Below are 19,040 nucleotides of genomic sequence, written 5' to 3'. Positions count from 1 at the left end.
AACGCGCCGCGCCACCCGAGGCAGCCAAGCCGCGGATTTCGCAAGCCAATTGACATTCTCAATAGAATCCAGTCGTAGCCCCATTGCGCACCATGCCCACCACCGAACACGCCGCCGCTCCCACGCCTCTGTCCAAGGTCGCCGTTCTGGGCATCGGCCTCATGGGTTTCCCGATGGCCAGGCGCCTGTGCGAAGCCGGCCACACAGTCACGGGATGGAACCGCTCGCGCGACAAGGCCGAGCGCCTGCTGCCCTTCGGCGGCCGGGTGGCCGACACCCCGGCGCAAGCGGTGCGGGATGCCGATGTGGTGATCTGCCTGCTGACCGACGGGCCGGCGGTGGCCGCCGTGCTGCTGGACGACGCCCTGCTGGCCGCGCTGCGCCCGGGCGCCTGTGTGGTCGACATGTCCTCCATCAAGCCCGACGAGGCGCGGGCCCACGCGGCCCGCCTGGCCGAACACGGCGCGCGCCATGTGGACGCGCCGGTGTCGGGCGGGACCGTCGGCGCCGAACAAGGCACGCTGGCCATCATGGCGGGCGGCGACGAGGCCGACGTGGCGGCTGTCGCACCTGTGCTGGCGGCCCTGGGCCGTGTCACCCACGTGGGTCCCCACGGCGCGGGCCAGCTCGCCAAGCTGGCCAACCAGATGATCGTGGGCATCACCATCGGCGCGGTGGCCGAAGCCTTGCTGCTCGCCGCCAAGGGCGGGGCCGACATGGGCAAGGTGCGCGAGGCCCTGATGGGTGGCTTCGCGGACAGCCGCATCATGCAGCTGCATGGCCAGCGCATGGTGGAGCGCGACTTCGCCAAGCGCGCCGCCATGACGGTGCAGCTCAAGGACATGCGCAACGCCATGGCCACCGCCCAGTCCATGGGCTTCGATGCCCCTGTCACGCAGCTGTTCGAGTCGCTGTATGCCCAGGCGGTGCAGGACGGCCTGAGCGAACTGGACCATTCCGGCCTGTTCGTGGCGCTGGCGCAGCGCAACGGCATGACATGAGCACGCCGCACCGCACCGCGTGGGCCTCCAGCCGCAGCCTGCCCTTGCTGGTCTTCGTGCTGGTCGCCACCTTGTCGGGCGGTCTGGTCTGGCACCTGGAGCGCCAGCGCGTGGCCTCGCAGCGCACGGTGCTGCTGGGCCTCGCGACCGATCAGGCGCGGGCCATTGAAAGCCGCATCGACCGCCTGCTTTCGACCACCTACCTGCTGGCCGCCGCCCTGCGCAAGGACCGCGGCGTGGTGATCGACTTCGAGTCCATCGCCCACGAAATCCTGCCCTTCTACCCCGGCATCACGGCGCTGTCGCTGTCGCCCGGCGGGGTCATCCGCCACATCGTGCCGCTGGAGTCCAACCGCAGCGTCGTCGGCTTCGACCAGCTCAAGGACCCCAAACAAAGCCCCGAGGCCTTCCTGGCCCGCGACACCGGCCAGTTGACCCTGGCCGGACCGCTCAATCTGGTGCAGGGCGGCCAGGGCGTGGTCGGTCGGCTGCCGGTCTATTTCAACGACAAACAGGGAGAGCGGCGCTTCTGGGGTTTTGTCAACGTCACCATCCGTTTCCCCGACGCGCTGGATGCCACGGGCCTGGAATCGCTGCAGGAACTGGGCTACCGCTATGAACTCTGGCGCAACCACCCCGAGACCGGCCAGCGCCAGACCATCGCGGCCTCGGCCTCCGTCGCGGCCTTGTCGCCGGTGGACAAGACGCTGCGCGTGCCCAACGCCGAATGGACCCTGAGCCTGGCACCGCAGGACGGCTGGTACAGCGCGCCCCGCCTGGGCGCCGGCGCCTTCGCGGGGCTGCTGCTGAGTGCCCTGCTGGCCTACCTGACCCAGCTGGGCCTGGCACTGGCACGACACCGGGCGCAACTGGAGCAGACGGTGCAGGAGCGCACCGCCACCATCGCCACCAGCCAGTTGCAGTTGGCCGCCACGCTGGACGCCATTCCCGACCTGCTGTTCGAGATCGACGACGAGCTGCGTCTGCACCATGTGCACACCCAGCAGCCTGAACTGCTGATGCTGCCGGCCCATGAGATCCTGGGCCGCCGGGTGGACGAATTCCTGCCGCCCGAGGCGCTGCAGGCGGTGCGCGACGCCCTGCAGGAGGCGCGCAGCCAAGGGCATTCCGTCGGCCGCCAGTACCCACTGGCGGTGCCGGGCCAGCCCGGAGGGGCCTGGTTCGAGCTGTCGGTGGCCAACAAGCCCGGCGCCACCGACGGCCCTGCCCGCTTCATCATGATCGCGCGCGACATCACCGAGCGCAAACGCACCGAGGTCGCGCTGGAGGCCGCCCGCGAGCGGCTGGCGCTGGCCTTCGAGGCCTCCAACGACGCCCCCTGGGACTGGAGCCCCGGCACGGGTGAACTCTACCTGTCGCCGCAATGGTGGCGCATGGTGGGCGAACCCGACCGTGGCACCATCCAGGCCGACGCCCACTTCTGGCACAGCTACACCCACCCGGACGATTTCCAGCGCGGCGTGGACTACTTCCGCGAGATCGTGGCGCAGGGCCGCTCCCATTACTCGCTGGAATTTCGCCTGCGGCACCGCGACGGCCATGCCATCCCGGTGCTCGCCCGGGCGCTGGTCCACTACGACGAGAAGGGCCGCCCGGTGCGGGTCTCGGGCACCCACCAGGACCTGACCGAAATCCGCCGCGCCCAGCGCCGCGCGCTGCTGCGCACCTTCCTGCTCAACCTGCTGGCCCAGGAGCTGACGCTGCCGGAACTGCTGAACCGCTCCGTGCGCCAGCTCGAGGACAGCCTGCCGGGCAGCCTGTGCACCATCCTGCTGCTGGACGACAGCCACCAGCACTTTGGCGAAGGCTACGGTCCCAGCCTGCCGCCGGCCTACGTGCAGGCTTTTCGGGGCCTGCCGATCGGCCCGGAGGTGGGCTCCTGTGGCGCGGCGGCGTCGGCCCGGCAGCCCATCTACGTCGGCGACATCACCACCCATCCCAACTGGGCGCCCTACCTGGACCTGGCCACCGCGGCGGGGCTGGCGGCCTGCTGGTCGCAGCCGGTGATCACCCGCGATGGTCAGGTGGCCGGTACCTTCGCCGTCTACCACCGCACGCCGCAGATGCCGCAGCCCGAAGACGCGCAACTGCTCGAAGAAGCGGCCCGCTTCGTGGCCATCGCCATCGAACGCAAACAGGACGAAGCGGCGCTGCAGCTCTCGGCCGCCGTGTTCGACAAGAGCAGCGAAGGTTTCCTGATCACCGACGCCCAGCAGCACATCATCAAGGTCAACCCGGCCTTCACCCAGATCACTGGCTACGAGGCCGAGGAGATCATGGGCAAGCTGCCCAGCTACCTGGCGTCGGGCCACCAGAGCCGCGAGTTCTATGCCGACATGTGGCACGAACTCAACACCACCGGCCAGTGGCAGGGCGAGGTGTGGAACCGGCGCAAGGACGGGCAGGTCTACCCCGAGTGGCTGTCCATCACCCGCGTGCTCGACGACGAAGGCCTGACGCGGCACTACATCGCCATCTTCAGCGACACCAGCCAACGCAAGGCACATGAGGCGCAGATCCGCTCGCTGGCCCACTTCGACCCGCTGACCGGCCTGGCCAACCGCACCCTGCTCAAGGACCGGGTGGACCACGACCTGAGCCAGGCCAAGCGCAACCGGGAGCCGCTGACGCTGATGTTCCTGGACCTGGACCACTTCAAGAACATCAACGATTCGCTGGGCCACCACATCGGCGACCTGCTGCTCGAGGAAGTGGCGCGACGCATCACGGCGGTGGTGCGCGAGCAGGACACCGTGGCCCGCCTCGGCGGCGACGAGTTCGTGGCGGTGCTGCCATCCACCGGCGCGCACGACGCGACCCACATCGCGCGGCGGTTGCTGGAACACATCTCCCAGCCCTACCAGCTGGAACAGCACGAGCTCAACATCACGCCCTCCATCGGCCTGGCGCTCTACCCCGAGGACGGCGCCGACTACCAGACCCTGTACCGCTGCGCCGACACCGCCATGTACCGCGCCAAGCAGCAAGGCCGCAACGGCTACAGCTTCTTCACGGCCGAGATGCAGGCCAGCTCCATCCGAACCCTGCAGCTGGACAACGCGCTGCGCCGGGCGCTGGAACGCGAGCAACTGAGCCTGCACTACCAGCCCCAGGTGTCGCTGGACACCGGCCAGGTGATCGGTGTCGAAGCCCTGCTGCGCTGGAACCACCCCGAATGGGGCCCGGTGTCGCCCGCCGAATTCGTGCCGGTGGCCGAAAGCAGCGGCCAGATCCTGCAGATCGGCGAATGGGTGCTGCGCAACGCATGCCGCCAGCTCAAGGCCTGGCGCGATGCCGGCCTGCCGGCGATGGTGATGGCGGTCAACCTGTCGGCGGTGCAGTTCCGCCTGCCACGCCTGCCCGAGCTGGTGATGGACATCCTGGACGAGGCCCAGCTGCCGCCCGACTGCCTGGAGCTGGAGCTGACCGAAAGCGTGGCCATGCACGACCCACAAGGCGCCGTGGCCACCATGAACCGGCTGCACGACAAGGGCATCCTGATGTCGGTGGACGACTTCGGCACCGGCTACTCCTCGCTGAGCTACCTCAAGCGCTTCCGTGTGTACAAGCTCAAGATCGACATGTCCTTCGTGCGCGACATGTGCGTGGACCCGGAAGACGCGCTGATCGTCGGCGCCATCATCAACCTCGCGCAAAGCCTGGGCCTCAAGACCATCGCCGAGGGTGTGGAAACCGACGAGCAGCTGGCGCAACTGCGCCAGGGCGGCTGCTCCGAGGTGCAGGGCTACCGCATCGCGCGGCCCATGCCGGCCGATCGCTTCGAGGCCTGGCTGCGGCAGCAAGCCGCGTCGGCGACGCCCTTGCTGCTGACCCCTTGAGGCGGCACCGACACGGCCTGCGCCCCAGGGGCGCAAAAAAACCGCCCGCGGCCATGGGCCAGGGGCGGTTCGTGTCCCGGTGAACCGCCCGCCGAGGCGGACAATTCAGCCAGAACAGTGCTCAGCGCGCGAAGCGGCGGTCGTTGCCACGCGGGCCGCCAAAGCCCTTGCCGGCGGGTGCGCCGGGACCGCGGTCACCACGGTGACCGGCGGGTGCGAAGGAGCGGGGAGCCGCGCCACGCGGGCCACGGTCGTCGAAACGCGGGGCGGCCACGGGGCGGTCGTTGCCACGCGCGGCACCACGGTCGAAGTTGCGCTCGCCACCACGGTCACCGCCACGCTCGAAAGGCGACGGCTGGCCACGGTCCGCGAAACGCGGGTCGCCACGGCCTTCGAAACGGCCTTCCGGACGCTGGTTGTCAAAACGGCCTTCGGGACGCTGCTGGTCGAAACGGCCTTCCGGGCGGCCTTCAAAGCGACCCTCGGGGCGGCCGCCCTCGAAGCGGCCCTTGTCGGTGCGGCCGAAACCGCCAAAGCCACGGCCATCGCGGCTGTCGCCACGGCCGCCAAAACGGCCACCACGGTCACCGCCGGGGCGGCCACCGCGCTCGGCGCGGGCCGGTGCGGGCGGGCGCTCCTTCGGCTCCATGCCGGGAATGACCTCGGCCTTGAAGCGCTGCTGGCTGTAGGCCTCGATGTCGCCGATGCGGCGGCGGTCGCGGAATTCGGCAAAGGTCACGGCCAGGCCATCGCGGCCGGCGCGGCCGGTGCGGCCGATGCGGTGGGTGTAGTCCTCGGCCTTCATGGGCAGGCCGAAGTTGAACACGTGGGTGATGGTGGGCACGTCGATGCCGCGGGCGGCGACGTCGGTGGCGACCAGGATCTGCACACGGCCGTCGCGCAGCGCCATCAGGCGGCGGTTGCGCAGGCCCTGGCTCAGGGCGCCGTGCAGGGCGACGGCGTCGAAGCCGGCCTGCTGCAGGTCGTTGGCGAGGCCGTCGCACTCCACCTGGGTGCTGGCGAACACGATGGCCTGGTTGATCGAGGTGTCACGCAGCCAGTGGTCGAGCAGCGCGCGCTTGTGCTGGGCGTTGTCGGCCCAGAACAGCACCTGCTTGATGTTGGCGTGTTTTTCCTGCGGGGTGTCGATCTGCACGCGCTTGACGTGTTTGCCGCCCTCGTGCATCACGCGCAAGGCCAGCTGCTGGATGCGCGGCGCGAAGGTGGCGCTGAACATCATGGTCTGGCGGCGCTGGCTGGTCAGTTCGTTGATCTCGGCCAGGTCGTCCGAGAAGCCCAGGTCGAGCATGCGGTCGGCTTCGTCGACCACCAGGAACTGCACTTTTTCCAGCTTGATCTGCTGCGAGCGCTGCAGGTCGAGCAGGCGGCCAGGGGTGGCCACCACGAGGTCGGCGTTCTGCAGCTTGGCGATCTGCAGCTGGTAGGGCATGCCGCCGACCACGTTGGCCACGCGCAGGCCACGGCAATGCGTCACCAGTTCGATGGCGTCGTGGGCCACCTGCTGGGCCAGTTCGCGGGTCGGGCAGACGATCAGTGCCCCCGGGGTGGCGGCCTTGAAATGGCGCGGGTCCAGCGGGCTCTTGCGCTTGGGGCGCTTCGGAGCGGCCTCGCCACGGGCAGCGGCTTCGGCGCTCAGGCGCTCGAATTCGGCACGCTCGGCGGCTTCTGCCTCGGCCTGTTGTTGCAGCAGGGTGTGCAGCACGGGCAGCAGGAAGGCAGCGGTCTTGCCACTGCCGGTCTGGCTGGACACCATCAGGTCGGTGTAGCGGCCACCGGCCAGGCCCGGGTTCATCGCGTCAGGAATGACGGCGTTCTGCACGGCCGTGGGCTGCACGTAGCCGAGGTCGGCCACCGCGCGCACCAGCTCGGGGGCCAGGCCCAGCAGCTCGAAGCCATTGGGCTCGGCCGGGGTCTCGACAGCCGCTTCCAGCGTGTGCTCGACCAGGTTGTCGGAAAGGGTTTCGGGCGTGATATCGCCGCGCACTTCAAAGTCGCTCATGTTCGTCCATGCGCCTGGGGCGCAATTGATCGAAAGCAGTCACCCCGGCCGACAACCCGCTGTGGGTATGGCCTTCGGGCGCTGATCCGTTCGTGGTTACAAAACATCAACCATCAAACGGTCAACGCGCCGGCAGCTTCATCGGTGAGCGGTCCTGTCGACCGTGTCACTGCAGCTGCTGGGATGCGTGGGCCCTTGTGTGGCGTCGCCGGGCCGTTCCCTGTTGCTGTGGGAACGACACCCGTTGCGGCGCTTGGGCCAGGTGCATGAAGGAGATGTACAGTTTCTGCCGTGCCAAATGCAAGGCAGCCCACGATTATGGCACGAATGCGGGTTTTCCCCAAATTCATCTTCACATTTCCGCCAGTCGGCCGGGAGCGCCGGGTAAAATTCGCCCATCTGTCCGTGTTGCCGATGCGGACTTTTTTTCATTCCCACGCTCTGGAGAAGCCATGCTGTTTGGCAAGCTGTTGCCCCGTGAGGGCAATTTTTTCGAGATGTTCGACCAGCATGCGACGCACATCGTCGAGGCCGCCCACGCGTTTGCGAAGCTGGTGGCCAACTACGGCGACGCGGAGCTGCGCGAGAAATACAACCAGGAAGTGGACCACGCGGAACGTGCCGCCGACAAGGTGACGGCCGAGGTCAACCGCCTGATCCACACGACCTTCATCACGCCCATCGACCGCGAGCAGATCCACTCGCTGATCAACACCATGGACGACGTGGCCGACCTGATCCAGGACTCGGCCGAGACCATGGCGCTGTACGACGTTCGCCACATGACGACCGAGATCACCCGCTTGACCGAACTCAGCGTCAAGTGCTGCGAGCGGCTCAAGGACGTGGTGGGCATGCTGGGCAAGATCGCTGACCAGAAGACCGCCGAGGCCGCGCTCAAGACCTGCGAGGAGATCGACCGCCTCGAATCGGACGCCGACCGCGTGATGCGCACCGCCATGAGCAAGCTGTTCCGCGAGGAGCCCGACGTGCGCGAGGTGATCAAGCTCAAGGCCATCTACGAGCTGCTGGAAACCATCACCGACAAGTGCGAGGACGTGGCCAACGAGATCGAGGGCATCGTCCTCGAGAACTCCTGAAGCCGGAGCACCGACCATGACGACGGTTCAGGCGGCCCTGTGGGTCGTGGTGTTGCTGGTGGCGCTCGCGCTGTTGTTCGACTTCATGAACGGCTTTCATGACGCGGCGAACTCCATCGCCACGGTGGTGTCCACCGGTGTGCTCAAGCCAGGCCAGGCGGTGGTCTTCGCGGCCTTCTTCAACTTCGTAGCCATCTTCATCTTCCACCTCAGCGTGGCCGCCACGGTGGGCAAGGGCATCGCCGACCCGAGCGTGATCGACGTGCACGTGGTGTTCGGCGCCCTCATCGGCGCCATCACCTGGAACGTCATCACCTGGTACTACGGCATCCCCAGCAGCTCGTCGCACGCGCTGATCGGCGGCATCGTCGGCGCGGTGATCGCCAAGGCCGGTGCCAGTGCGCTGGTGGCCAGCGGCATCATGCGCACCGTCGCCTTCATCTTCGTGTCGCCCCTGCTGGGCTTCACGCTGGGTTCGCTGATGATGGTGATCGTGGCCTGGCTGTGCCGCCGCACGCGTCCGTCCAAGGTCGATGGCTGGTTCCGCCGCCTGCAACTGGTGTCGGCCGGGGCCTACAGCCTGGGCCACGGCGGCAACGACGCCCAGAAGACCATCGGCATCATCTGGATGCTGCTGATCGCCACCGGCTACGCCTCCAAGACCGACGCCTCGCCTCCCACCTGGACCATCGTGAGCTGCTACGCCGCCATCGGCCTGGGCACCATGTTCGGCGGCTGGCGCATCGTCAAGACCATGGGCCAGAAGATCACCAAGCTCAAACCGGTGGGTGGCTTCTGCGCCGAAACGGGCGGCGCGATGACCCTGTTCCTCGCCACCATGCTGGGGGTGCCGGTCTCCACCACCCACACCATCACCGGCGCCATCGTCGGCGTGGGCTCGGTGCAACGCGCCAGCGCCGTGCGCTGGGGCGTGGCCGGCAACATCGTCTGGGCCTGGGTACTGACGATTCCGGCATCGGCTTTTGTGGCGGCCGTGGCCTACTGGATCAGCTTCACCTTGTTCTGACGCCTTGTGGTGCTGAAACGAAAACGGGGCCGATGGCCCCGTTGTTCATTTCAGCAGGTGTTCGCGGTAGTGTTCGAGTTCGTCGATGGACTCGTGCACGTCGGCCAAGGCGGTGTGCAGCTGCTTCTTCTTGAAGCTGGCATAGGCCTCGGGGCGCCAGCGCTTGGCCAGCTCCTTCAAGGTGCTCACGTCCAGGTTGCGGTAGTGCAGGAAGTCCTCCAGCTTGGGCATGTACTTGACCAGGAAGCGCCGGTCCTGTCCGATGGTGTTGCCACACATGGGCGACTTGCCCTTGGGCACGTACTGGGAAATGAAGGCGATCAGCTCGGCCTCGGCCTGCGCCTCGGTCACCGTGCTGGCCTTGACCTTGTCGATCAGGCCGCTGCGCCCGTGGGTGCCCTTGTTCCAGGCGTCCATGGCGTCGAGCACGGCGTCGCTCTGGTGGATCACCAGCACCGGGCCTTCGATGCGCGGCTCCAGGTTGGGCCCGGTCACCACGACGGCGATTTCGATCAGCCGTTCGACCTCGGGATCCAGGCCCGTCATCTCGCAGTCGATCCAGACCAGGTTCTGGTCATTGCGCGCCAGCGTGGGCGGGGTGTCCGGAGCGGCGGCGGCCACGGCCGCAGGGGAAGATTGCATGTTCATGGCGTGGATTTTCGCCGATGCCGGGGCCGCCAGCCGCGGTTTCGCTAGACTTGCCCTCATGCAATCCCCCTCGCTCGTGTTCACCCTGGCTTTTTGTGCCCTGCTGCTGCTGCAGGTGGGCGTGCGTTTCTGGCTGGCCGGCCGCCAGGTGCGCCACGTGGCCCAGCACCGCAACGCCGTGCCCGAGGCCTTTGCCGCCCAGGTGCCGCTGAGCGCGCACCAGAAGGCCGCCGACTACACCATCGCCAAGACCCGCCTGGGCCTGATCGACGTGGCATTGAGCGCGGCCGTGGCCCTGGGCTGGACGCTGCTGGGAGGCCTCAACGCCCTCAACCACGGGCTGCTGGACTGGCTGGGCGGTGGCATGCTGCAGCAGCTGGCCCTGCTGGCCGCCTTCGCGCTGATCGGCGGGCTGATCGGATTGCCGCTGTCCTGGTACAGCACCTTCCGGCTCGAACAGGGTTTTGGCTTCAACAAGAACACGCCCGCGCTGTGGCTCAGCGACCTGGTCAAATCGACCCTGATCGGCGCCGCGGTCGGCCTGCCGATCGCCGCCCTGGTGCTGTGGCTGATGGCGGCGGCCGGCCCCTTGTGGTGGCTGTGGGCCTGGGGGGTGTGGATGGGTTTCAACCTGCTGATGCTGGTGCTCTACCCGACCCTGATCGCGCCCCTGTTCAACCAGTTCAAGCCGCTGGAAGACGAGACCCTGAAGGCCCGCGTGACGGCGCTGATGCAGCGCTGCGGCTTTGCCGCCAAGGGCTTGTTCGTGATGGACGGGAGCCGGCGCAGCGCCCACGCCAACGCTTACTTCACCGGCTTTGGCGCCGCCAAGCGGGTGGTGTTCTTCGACACCCTGCTGCAGCAGCTCAGCCCGGCCGAGGTGGACGCGGTGCTGGCGCACGAGCTGGGCCACTACAAGCACCGCCACGTGCTCAAACGCATCGTGACGCTGTTCGCCATCAGCCTGCTGGGCTTCGCAGCGCTGGGCTGGCTCAGCCAGCAGGCCTGGTTCTACTTCGGCCTGGGCGTGGTGCCGTCCATGGACGCACCCAACGATGCCCTGGCCCTGCTGCTCTTCATGCTGGTGGTGCCACTGCTGAGCTACTTCCTGTCGCCGCTGGGCGCGCAACTCTCGCGCAAGCACGAGTTCGAGGCCGATGCCTACGCCGTGGCCCAGACCAGCGGCGCCGACCTGGGCCACGCCCTGCTCAAGCTCTACAAGGACAATGCGAGCACGCTGACCCCCGACCCGCTGTTCGCGCGTTTCTACTATTCGCACCCGCCCGCCAGCGAACGCCTGGCCCGCCTGGGCGCGCACTGACCCAACGACCATGAACACCACCCGCCGCGCGCTCAGCGCCACCGAAGTTGTCACCCGGCTGACCCAGCTCAACGGCGACAGCGCCCACGGCTGGAAGCTGATCGATGGAGCGATCGAAAAAAGCTACAGCTTCCCCAACTTCCACGAGACCATGGCCTTCGTCAACGCGCTGGCCCACATCGCCCACCGCGCCGACCACCACCCCGACCTGGCGGTGAGCTACGGCCGCTGCACCGTGCGCTTCAACACCCACGACGTGAACGGCATCTCGGTGAGCGACTTCGACTGTGCGGCGCGCGTAGACGCCCTGCTCGCTTGAACGCGCCCGCGCTGCGCCCCGGCCTGGTGGTCGCCGCCCACGGGCGGCACTGCCTGGTGGAATCGCCCGACGGCAGCCGGCTGATCTGCCACCCGCGCGGCAAGAAGAGCCAGGTGGTGGTGGGTGACCGCGTGCGCTGGCTGGGCACACAGGACGAAGGCACGGTGGAGAAAGTCGATCCGCGGCGCAACCTGTTCTACCGCCAGGACGAGGTGCGCACCAAGTCCTTCGCCGCCAACCTCGACCAGGTGCTGGTGCTGCTGGCGGCCGATCCGGAGTTCTCGGAAAGCCAGCTGAGCCGGGCCCTGATCGCAGCCGACGCAGAAGGCATCGAACCGCTGGTGGTGCTCAACAAGATGGACCTGGGCGAGGCCTACGCCCGCGCCTGGGAACGGCTGGCGCCCTACCGCGAGATGGGCCATCAGGTGCTGCAGCTCGGGCTCAAGGGCGGCGACGCGCCCGACGCCTCGCTGGCCACGCTGCAGGCCCGGCTGCAGGGCCGGACCACGCTGGTGCTGGGGCCATCGGGCGCCGGCAAAAGCACCCTGATCAACCGCCTGGTGCCCAGCGCGGGCGCGCAGACCGGCGAGGTCTCGCGCGCCCTCAACTCCGGCAAGCACACGACCACCAGCACCACCTGGTACTGGGTGGACGAAGCCCGCACGACCGCCCTGATCGATTCACCCGGTTTCCAGGAGTTCGGCCTGCGCCACATCGAAGCGCCCAAGCTCGCCGGCCTGATGCGTGACTTCGCGCCGCTGCTGGGACAGTGCCGCTTCTACAACTGCACCCACCTGCACGAGCCCGGCTGCGCGGTACGCGACGTGGTGGGCGCGGCCGCCGCACCACGCATCAGCGCCCAGCGCCACGCGATCTACCAGATGCTGTTTGAAGAGTTGTCCGCAAGCCGATACTGAGGTGGTTGTCTCGGCGCGGAACCCGCAACGGTGGGCGGGGGCCACTTCGGGGACGCCGCAGGCGGCGCGGAGGTGTGCAGGTTCAGGGCAGCCGCGCGAGGGTCAGCAGCGCCAGCAGCAGCATCCACATCACCACACTGCGCCACACCAGGCCCACCACGCTGCCCAGGTGGGCCAGCTGCGGCTCGCGGCCGTCGGTGGACACCGGGGCTTCTTCCGCGGTGGCGGCACCGGGCGTGGCCGACGGCAGGCGCGGCGGCTCGCCCAGGGCGCGGCCGCCCAGGCGCACATTGATCGCACCGGCGGTGGCGGCCAACACGACACCGTCGTTGGGCTGAGGGAAACGCGCCGCGTCCTGGCGCCAGCTCGCGACCGCGTCCTCGAAGTTGCCCACCACCGCGAAGGCCAGCGCGGTCAGCCGCACCGGCACGTGGTCGATGACACGCCAGGCGGCCTGCGCGGCACGCTGCAGCGAGGGGCTGGGCGTGCCGTCGGGGCGGGCCTGCCAGTTGCGCGACAGGTACTCGGCCATGCGGTAGAGCACGGCACCGGCCGGCCCCAGGCCCAGCAGCGCCAACGCCAGAAACCACACCAGCACGCCAAACACGTGGCGGTGGGCGGCCAGCACCGAATGTTCGATCACGTGGCGCAGCAACTCGTCGCGCGCCACACCCTGCACGTCGACCCGCTGCCAGCGCGCCAGCGCCTGGCGCGCGCCGGCCTCGTCGCCCGCTTCCAGCGCATCGCGGATCTCGGTGAAGTGGTGACTGAACTGCCGGAAACCGACGGTGTGGTAGAGCACCAGCACCATCCACACAAAAGCCAGCACGACGCTGAACTGCCACAGCAACAGGTGGACGGCGGCGACCAGCAGCGCCGGGCCGCCCGCGGCCACCGCCCAGGCGACGCTGCCGTGGCGGTGCTGGCCGGTGTCGAAACTGCGGCGCGCCCAGCGCGCCCAGCCGCGCAGCCCGCTCTGCACCGCGTTGTCAAAGGCCAGCGGACGCGCCTGCTCGACCAGCAGGGCGAGAAGAATCGCGAAAAATGTCATGGCGGCATGATAGCGGCGCGCGGCGCCTGTGCCGCGGCATTCGCGGGTTCCCAGGCACTGAGCATGCGGTAGAAGTTGCGCAGCATCCCCGCCGTCGCGCCCCAGATGTAGCGCTCCTGCCCGCCGTCGTCGTAGGGCATGGAGAACCATTCGCGGCGCTGACCTTCCCAATCGGCCACGTGGCGGCGGTGATGGGCCGGGTTCATGACGAAGTCCAGCGGCACCTCGAAGGCCGCCGCCACCTCGTGCGGATTGGGTTTGAGCACGAAGCCCGGGCGCACCAGCGCCACCACCGGTGTGATCACGAAGGAGGTGCCGGTCACGTAAATGGGCAGGGTGCCCAGGACCTCGATGTGGTCGGCCGTCAGGCCCACCTCTTCCTCGGCCTCGCGCAGGGCCGCGGCCACGGCATCGGCATCGCCGGCATCGACCCGCCCGCCCGGAAAGGCCACCTGGCCCGAGTGGGTGGACAGGTGTGCAGTGCGCTGGGTCAGCAGCAGCGTGGTGCGCTCGCGCAGCACCAGCGGCACCAGCACCGCGGCTTCGGCGACCTCGCGCTGCGCGAACTTGGGCTCGCGCACCACCTCGGGCTGCCACAACGGCGGCCGGGCAAAAATGGCCCGCAGGCCCTGCGCGGTCAGACGTTCGGCCTGCACCGCCGCCAGGTGGGAGTCGATGCCCGAGACAGGCACGTCACGGGGGTTGATGGGCAAGGCCATGGGGAATGTCCAACTTTCTTGAATGGGCCGTGGCAATGGCGGGTTGCCACCGGCCATCGAGACAATTCTCGCGTTTTCAGGCCAAGCGCACGAACGCCCGGCGCCGTACATTGGTTGCAGGCGATTTTGCCTGCTCGGCGCACGCGCCGTGCGCCACCATCTGGGGAGGAAGAACATGCACAAGACATTGCGACATGCCGCGCGGACCTTCATGGCCGCGGGCCTGCTGGCTTGGGGGGCGGTCAGCCTGGCCGCGGTCGACGCCAACACCGCGTCGGCGGCCGACCTCGACAGCGTCAAGGGCGTCGGACCCGGCACCTCATCCAAGATCATGGACGCACGCAAGAGCGGCCCGTTCAAGGACTGGAACGACCTGATCGATCGCGTCAGCGGCATCGGCCCCGGCAGCGCCACCAAACTGTCCGCCAATGGGCTCACGGTCAATGGCGCGACCTATGTTGGCACGACAGCCGGCAAGGCGGCCGCCGCCGGCGACAAGGCGCCCAAGCCCCTGGCCACGCCCACCAAGGACACCGCCGCGCGCAAGCCCTGACCGGGCCAGGGGACCGGGGGTCTGAGCGATACTGGATTCATGCGCGACAGCCCCCGCTCCGACACCACGCTCCCCTCCCCGGCCGGCCAACCTGCCAGACGCAGCCTGTCCGGCCTGCTGCCCTTCATGCGGCCCTACCGGGGCCGCATCGCCTGGGCCGGTGTGTTCCTGATCGGCGCCGCGGTCACCACCCTGCTGTTTCCGATCGCGCTGCGCCAGCTGATCGACGGCAGCCTGTCGGGCGACCCGCAGGCGCTGGGCCAGGCCTTGCTGGGCCAGCACTTCGCGCTGCTGTTCGGCATCGCGGCGGCCCTGGGCCTGTTCTCGGCCCTGCGCTTCTACATGGTGAGCTGGCTGGGCGAGCGGGTGATGACCGACCTGCGCCAAGCCGTCTACAGCCATGTGCTGCGCCAGAGCCCGGCCTTTTTTGAAACCACCCAGACCGGTGAGGTGCTGTCGCGCCTGGGCACCGACACCACCCTGGTGCAGACCCTGGTGGGCTCGTCCCTGTCCATGGGCCTGCGCAACCTGGTCATGGGCACCGGCGCGCTGGCCATGCTGGTGTGGTCGCACCCCTATGTGATGCTGCAGGTGGTGGCGGTGGTGCTGGGCGTGGTGCTGCCCACCCTGTGGTTTGGCCGCCGGGTGCGCCGGCTGTCGCGCGCCAGCCAGGACCGCATGGCCGACTCCAGCGCCATCGCGGCCGAGGTCCTCAACGCCATGCCGGTGGTGCAAAGCCACAGTGCCGAGCAACACGAGGCCCGGCGTTTTGCCGACGCGAACCAACGCGCCTTCAGCAGCGCCGTGCGGCGCAGCCGCGCGCGGGCCGTGCTGGTGGCCTTCATCATCATCGCCAACGCCGCCTTCCTGCTGTGGGGCATGTACCAAGGCACCCAGGCGGTGCTGGCCGGGCAGATGACGGCCGGCCAGCTCGGCCAGGCGGTGGTCTACGTGATCCTGCTGGCCAGCGCGGTGGCCATCCTGGGCGAGGTCTATGGCGACTGGCTGCGCGCGGCCGGCGCCACCGAGCGCCTGATGGAGCTGCTGCACCACGAGTCGCCGGTCCGCTCGCCGGCACAGCCACGCGCCCTGCCCGAGGTGGCCGCAGGCAGCACGGTGCGTTTCGAGGCCATCGATTTCCGCTACCCCTCGCGCCCCCAGCACCCCTCGCTGCAAGGCTTTGAGCTGGACGTGGCCTCGGGCCAGACCGTGGCCCTGGTGGGGCCCAGCGGCGCCGGCAAGAGCACGGTGCTGTCGCTGCTGCTGCGCTTCTACGACCCGCAGGCCGGGCGCATCCTGCTCGACGGTGTGCCCATCGACGAGGTCGACCTGCAGCGCCTGCGCGACCGCATCGCCATCGTGCCGCAGGAGCCGGTGATCTTTTCCTCCAGTGCTCTGGAGAACATTCGCTACGGCCGCCGCGACGCCAGCGACGAAGAGGTGGTGGCGGCCGCGCGGGCGGCCCACGCCGACGGCTTCATCCGCCAACTGCCCGAGGGCTACGCCACCTTCCTGGGCGAACGGGGCGTGCGCCTGTCGGGCGGACAGCGCCAGCGCATCGCCATCGCGCGGGCCATGCTCAAGAACGCCCCGCTGCTGCTGCTGGACGAGGCCACCAGCGCCCTGGACGCGCAGAGCGAACAGGCGGTGCAGGCGGCGCTGGAAGCGGCCATGGCGGGCCGCACCACGCTGGTCATCGCCCACCGGCTGGCCACCGTGCAGCGGGCCGACCGCATCGTGGTGCTGGACCATGGCCGCGTGGTCGAGCAAGGCAGCCACGCCGAGCTGGTGGCCCTCGGAGGCCTGTACGCCGGTCTGGCGGCGCTGCAGTTCAACAGTTGAATCAAAACTATAAATTTATTGCATAACCAGATGGCAACTTGGCCTTGGACAGCGTCCGGGCAGAAGCCTAAGCTCCCGTCACCCGATGCAAAGGCATCGAGACCGACACTTCTGGAGCCCCCATGACCGCACCCAGCCCCGTGCTTCCCGTCCACGCCCTGCCCTCCTACCTGCAGGCCGACCACCTCGGCCCCTGGGGCATCTACCTGCAGCAGGTCGACCGCGTCACGCCCTACCTGGGCAACCTGGCCCGCTGGGTCGAGACCCTCAAGCGCCCCAAGCGCGCCCTGATCGTCGACGTGCCCATCCACCTGGACAACGGCACCGTGGCCCACTTCGAAGGCTACCGCGTGCAGCACAACACCTCGCGCGGCCCGGGCAAGGGCGGCGTGCGTTTCCACCAGGACGTGACCCTGTCAGAGGTGATGGCGCTGTCGGCCTGGATGTCGATCAAGAACGCGGCCGTCAACGTGCCCTACGGCGGCGCCAAGGGTGGCATCCGTGTCGACCCCAAGACCCTGTCGCGCGGCGAGCTGGAGCGCATGACGCGCCGCTACACCAGCGAGATCGGCATCATCATCGGCCCGACCAAGGACATCCCGGCGCCGGACGTGAACACCAACGAGCAGATCATGGCCTGGATGATGGACACCTACTCGATGAACGAGGGTGCCACGTCCACCGGCGTGGTGACCGGCAAGCCGATCGACCTGGGCGGATCGCTGGGCCGGCGCGAAGCCACCGGCCGAGGTGTCTACACCGTGGGCGCGGAAGCCGCCCGCCGCATCGGCCTTGAAATCAAAGGCGCGCGTGTGGCCGTGCAAGGCTTCGGCAACGTGGGCGGCGTGGCCGGCAAGCTGTTTGCCGAGGCCGGTGCCCGCGTGGTGGCGGTCCAGGACCACACCGGCGCCATCTACCGCGAAGCCGGGCTAGATGTGCCGGCGCTGATGGCCCACGTGGCCGAAACCGGCGGCGTGGCCGGCTTCGCACCGGCCGAAGTGCTGGACAAAAACAAGTTCTGGGACGTGCCCTGCGACATCCTGATCCCGGCTGCGCTGGAAGGCCAGATCACGGAAGCCAACGCCGGTCGCATCACCGCGCGTTTGGTGATCGAGGGCGCCAACGGCCCGACCACGCCCCAGGCCGACGACATCCTGCACGACCGCGGCGTGCTGGTGCTGCCCGACGTGATCGCCAACGCCGGCGGCGTGACGGTCAGCTATTTCGAGTGGGTGCAAGACTTCTCCAGCTTCTTCTGGACCGAGGACGAGATCAACGCCCGCCTGGTCAAGGTGATGCGCGAGGCCTTCGCCGCCGTCTGGCAGGTGGCCGAAGACCACAAGGTGAGCCTGCGCACCGCCACCTTCATCGTCGCCTGCAAACGCATCCTGCACTCGCGCGACCTGCGCGGCTTGTATCCCTGACCACACCCGTTTCTCGCTCACTGCGTGTAGCGCGAATCCCCCCTCAAGGGGGCGACACCAGCCGTCCGGCAAAGCCGGCCCGGCGGTGTCTCCCGGTCCAACACCTGGCGCGCCGGACGCGGATGGGGTTCTGGCACTGGCCTACTGCAGCGTTTCCTTGAGAGCGGCCGGCAGGGGCAGGACGGGCACGCCCTCTTCCAGCAGTTCCAGGGTTTCGGCCAGGCTGGCCTGGCCGCGGATCTGGCGGGCTTCGGTGTCGCCGTGGTGCATGCGGCGGGCCTCGTCGGCGAACCGTTCGCCCACGTCCTCGGCCCGGGCCACCACCTCGCGCAGCGCGCGCAGAAAACGCGCATGGGCGGCGGTGTCCATGCCGGGGTCCATGGCCACGGGTGCCGATGGCGCGGCGGCCACGTTCGCAGTGCCCTTGGCTTGAGGCGGCTGAGCCGCGCCCAGGTTGATGCGGGGCGCGGACAGCAGTTTCTCGATCCGGGTGTCGCCACACATCGGGCAGGCCACCAGGCCACGCGCGAGCTGGTCCTGGAAGTCGGCCTCGGAGCCGAACCAGCCTTCAAACGGATGCTGCGCGTTGCAGCGCAGGTTCAGAACTTTCATGCCCCGATTATCCGCCTCGGCCCCCACCACGGTGTCAAGTCGGGCTTTGCCAGTCCAGCGTCCAGTCGCCGCGCAACACGTTCTGCAGCCACAAGGCGCCGGTGAGGGTCTTGGCATCGGTCACCTGGCCGTCGCGGCACCAGGCCAGCAACTCGGCCGGGGCGGCGGTGAAAACGTCGAGGTACTCGCCGGCGTCCAGGTGCCGCTCGCCGGCGCTCAAGCCGCGGGCGAACCAGATGTCGATGAACTCGGTGGCGTAGGAGATAACAGGGTGCAAGACCCCCGCGCGCGCCCATTCGCTGGCACGGTAACCGGTTTCTTCCTGAAGTTCGCGCTGGGCGCAACGCAGTGAGGTTTCGCCGGCGTCCAGCTTGCCGGCGGGAAACTCGATCATCACCCGCTGCATGGGATAGCGGTACTGGCGCTCCAGGAGCACCCTGCCGTCGTCGAACAGCGCGATGACCATCACGGCGCCGGGATGGACCACGTATTCGCGCGTGGCCTGCTCGCCGCCAGGCAGGCGCACGGTGTCGCGTTTGATGTGCAGGAAATGCCCGTGCAGCAGGTCTTCGCTGTGCAGGGTGTGTTCGCTCAGGTGGGCGTCCTTGCCCTCGAACGTGTCCATG

General features: G+C 68.6%; 16 protein-coding genes. 10 read left to right on the top strand and 6 right to left on the bottom strand.

What is annotated here, in order from left to right:
- The first annotated feature begins 92 nt into the window (after window positions 1-92).
- Both AAHB17_RS03750 and AAHB17_RS03745 read left to right on the top strand, forming a co-directional pair.
- The gene (locus tag AAHB17_RS03750) at window positions 93-1,001 is read left to right on the top strand and encodes an NAD(P)-dependent oxidoreductase (RefSeq protein ID WP_342129153.1); all 909 of its coding nucleotides are present in this window, start codon (window positions 93-95) and stop codon (window positions 999-1,001) included.
- Window positions 998-4,861 (top strand): EAL domain-containing protein, encoded by a 3,864-nt coding sequence (locus tag AAHB17_RS03745; protein ID WP_342129152.1) that lies wholly within the window; start codon window positions 998-1,000, stop codon window positions 4,859-4,861. Before AAHB17_RS03750 ends, AAHB17_RS03745 begins: the two co-directional genes overlap by 4 nt.
- 121 nt (window positions 4,862-4,982) lie before the next feature.
- Here the strand turns inward: AAHB17_RS03745 and AAHB17_RS03740 are convergent, their stop codons facing one another.
- Window positions 4,983-6,881 (bottom strand): DEAD/DEAH box helicase, encoded by a 1,899-nt coding sequence (locus AAHB17_RS03740; protein WP_342129151.1) that lies wholly within the window; start codon window positions 6,879-6,881, stop codon window positions 4,983-4,985.
- A gap of 452 nt (window positions 6,882-7,333) precedes the next feature.
- Here AAHB17_RS03740 and AAHB17_RS03735 point away from each other — a divergent pair, with 452 nt between their 5' ends.
- Together AAHB17_RS03735 and AAHB17_RS03730 are read left to right on the top strand one after the other, a co-directional pair.
- Window positions 7,334-7,981 carry a DUF47 domain-containing protein gene (locus tag AAHB17_RS03735; RefSeq protein WP_342129150.1) on the top strand — a complete coding sequence of 216 codons (648 nt, stop codon included), beginning with the start codon at window positions 7,334-7,336 and terminating at the stop codon, window positions 7,979-7,981.
- Between the two features lie 16 nt (window positions 7,982-7,997).
- Entirely contained in the window at window positions 7,998-9,008 is a 1,011-nt protein-coding gene (locus AAHB17_RS03730; protein WP_342129149.1) for an inorganic phosphate transporter, read from the top strand.
- A 45-nt stretch (window positions 9,009-9,053) separates the two neighbouring features.
- Here AAHB17_RS03730 and orn read toward each other — a convergent pair whose 3' ends face one another.
- Window positions 9,054-9,650, bottom strand: coding sequence for an oligoribonuclease (gene orn / locus AAHB17_RS03725; RefSeq protein ID WP_342129148.1), 597 nt, complete (start codon window positions 9,648-9,650; stop codon window positions 9,054-9,056).
- Window positions 9,651-9,714: 64 nt separating this feature from the next.
- Between orn and AAHB17_RS03720 the strand changes: the two genes are divergently transcribed.
- From AAHB17_RS03720 to rsgA, 3 genes are read left to right on the top strand one after another with little or no spacing between them, the layout of a single operon-like run.
- Complete coding sequence (locus AAHB17_RS03720; protein ID WP_342129147.1) at window positions 9,715-10,977, top strand: M48 family metallopeptidase; 1,263 nt, start codon at window positions 9,715-9,717, stop codon at window positions 10,975-10,977.
- A 10-nt stretch (window positions 10,978-10,987) separates the two neighbouring features.
- A complete protein-coding gene (locus AAHB17_RS03715; RefSeq protein ID WP_342129146.1) occupies window positions 10,988-11,296 on the top strand; it encodes a 4a-hydroxytetrahydrobiopterin dehydratase in 309 nt (102 codons plus the stop codon).
- Window positions 11,263-12,213, top strand: a complete 951-nt coding sequence (gene rsgA / locus AAHB17_RS03710) for a ribosome small subunit-dependent GTPase A (RefSeq protein WP_446719552.1) — start codon at window positions 11,263-11,265, stop codon at window positions 12,211-12,213. Before AAHB17_RS03715 ends, rsgA begins: the two co-directional genes overlap by 34 nt.
- 82 nt (window positions 12,214-12,295) lie before the next feature.
- Here rsgA and AAHB17_RS03705 read toward each other — a convergent pair whose 3' ends face one another.
- Together AAHB17_RS03705 and AAHB17_RS03700 are read right to left on the bottom strand one after the other, a co-directional pair.
- The gene (locus AAHB17_RS03705) at window positions 12,296-13,264 is read right to left on the bottom strand and encodes a CobD/CbiB family protein (RefSeq protein ID WP_342129144.1); all 969 of its coding nucleotides are present in this window, start codon (window positions 13,262-13,264) and stop codon (window positions 12,296-12,298) included.
- Window positions 13,261-13,983 carry a CoA pyrophosphatase gene (locus tag AAHB17_RS03700; protein WP_342129143.1) on the bottom strand — a complete coding sequence of 241 codons (723 nt, stop codon included), beginning with the start codon at window positions 13,981-13,983 and terminating at the stop codon, window positions 13,261-13,263. The genes AAHB17_RS03705 and AAHB17_RS03700 overlap by 4 nt, the downstream gene beginning before the upstream one ends.
- A 175-nt stretch (window positions 13,984-14,158) precedes the next feature.
- Between AAHB17_RS03700 and AAHB17_RS03695 the strand changes: the two genes are divergently transcribed.
- From AAHB17_RS03695 to AAHB17_RS03685, 3 genes are all read left to right on the top strand, one after another.
- Entirely contained in the window at window positions 14,159-14,536 is a 378-nt protein-coding gene (locus AAHB17_RS03695) for a ComEA family DNA-binding protein (protein ID WP_342129142.1), read from the top strand.
- A 39-nt stretch (window positions 14,537-14,575) separates the two neighbouring features.
- Window positions 14,576-16,378, top strand: coding sequence for an ABC transporter transmembrane domain-containing protein (locus AAHB17_RS03690; protein ID WP_342129141.1), 1,803 nt, complete (start codon window positions 14,576-14,578; stop codon window positions 16,376-16,378).
- A gap of 122 nt (window positions 16,379-16,500) precedes the next feature.
- Complete coding sequence (locus AAHB17_RS03685) at window positions 16,501-17,802, top strand: Glu/Leu/Phe/Val family dehydrogenase (RefSeq protein WP_342129140.1); 1,302 nt, start codon at window positions 16,501-16,503, stop codon at window positions 17,800-17,802.
- 141 nt (window positions 17,803-17,943) lie between these two features.
- Here the strand turns inward: AAHB17_RS03685 and AAHB17_RS03680 are convergent, their stop codons facing one another.
- Both AAHB17_RS03680 and AAHB17_RS03675 read right to left on the bottom strand, forming a co-directional pair.
- The gene (locus AAHB17_RS03680; protein WP_342129139.1) at window positions 17,944-18,414 is read right to left on the bottom strand and encodes a DUF1178 family protein; all 471 of its coding nucleotides are present in this window, start codon (window positions 18,412-18,414) and stop codon (window positions 17,944-17,946) included.
- Between the two features lie 34 nt (window positions 18,415-18,448).
- On the bottom strand, window positions 18,449-19,039 hold the full coding sequence (locus AAHB17_RS03675; protein WP_342129138.1) for an NUDIX hydrolase: 591 nt from the start codon (window positions 19,037-19,039) through the stop codon (window positions 18,449-18,451).
- Between the last annotated feature and the right edge of the window lies 1 nt (window position 19,040).

Source organism: Hydrogenophaga sp. OTU3427 (assembly GCF_038440225.1).
Lineage (GTDB): Bacteria > Pseudomonadota > Gammaproteobacteria > Burkholderiales > Burkholderiaceae_C > Hydrogenophaga.
This window is presented reverse-complemented; position numbering and strand designations above follow the sequence as displayed.

Bases quoted from the DNA above. Each gene is read 5' to 3' on its own strand.
- AAHB17_RS03740 (WP_342129151.1), bottom strand. From the start codon at position 6,881: ATGAGCGACTTTGAAGTGCGCGGCGATATCACGCCCGAAACCCTTTCC.
- AAHB17_RS03730 (WP_342129149.1), top strand. From the start codon at position 7,998: ATGACGACGGTTCAGGCGGCCCTGTGGGTCGTGGTGTTGCTGGTGGCG.
- AAHB17_RS03720 (WP_342129147.1), top strand. From the start codon at position 9,715: ATGCAATCCCCCTCGCTCGTGTTCACCCTGGCTTTTTGTGCCCTGCTG.
- AAHB17_RS03675 (WP_342129138.1), bottom strand. From the start codon at position 19,039: ATGGACACGTTCGAGGGCAAGGACGCCCACCTGAGCGAACACACCCTG.
- AAHB17_RS03685 (WP_342129140.1), top strand. From the start codon at position 16,501: ATGACCGCACCCAGCCCCGTGCTTCCCGTCCACGCCCTGCCCTCCTAC.
- AAHB17_RS03750 (WP_342129153.1), top strand. From the start codon at position 93: ATGCCCACCACCGAACACGCCGCCGCTCCCACGCCTCTGTCCAAGGTC.
- orn (WP_342129148.1), bottom strand. From the start codon at position 9,650: ATGCAATCTTCCCCTGCGGCCGTGGCCGCCGCCGCTCCGGACACCCCG.
- AAHB17_RS03705 (WP_342129144.1), bottom strand. From the start codon at position 13,264: ATGACATTTTTCGCGATTCTTCTCGCCCTGCTGGTCGAGCAGGCGCGT.
- AAHB17_RS03715 (WP_342129146.1), top strand. From the start codon at position 10,988: ATGAACACCACCCGCCGCGCGCTCAGCGCCACCGAAGTTGTCACCCGG.
- AAHB17_RS03695 (WP_342129142.1), top strand. From the start codon at position 14,159: ATGCACAAGACATTGCGACATGCCGCGCGGACCTTCATGGCCGCGGGC.
- AAHB17_RS03745 (WP_342129152.1), top strand. From the start codon at position 998: ATGAGCACGCCGCACCGCACCGCGTGGGCCTCCAGCCGCAGCCTGCCC.
- AAHB17_RS03735 (WP_342129150.1), top strand. From the start codon at position 7,334: ATGCTGTTTGGCAAGCTGTTGCCCCGTGAGGGCAATTTTTTCGAGATG.
- AAHB17_RS03680 (WP_342129139.1), bottom strand. From the start codon at position 18,414: ATGAAAGTTCTGAACCTGCGCTGCAACGCGCAGCATCCGTTTGAAGGC.
- AAHB17_RS03690 (WP_342129141.1), top strand. From the start codon at position 14,576: ATGCGCGACAGCCCCCGCTCCGACACCACGCTCCCCTCCCCGGCCGGC.
- AAHB17_RS03700 (WP_342129143.1), bottom strand. From the start codon at position 13,983: ATGGCCTTGCCCATCAACCCCCGTGACGTGCCTGTCTCGGGCATCGAC.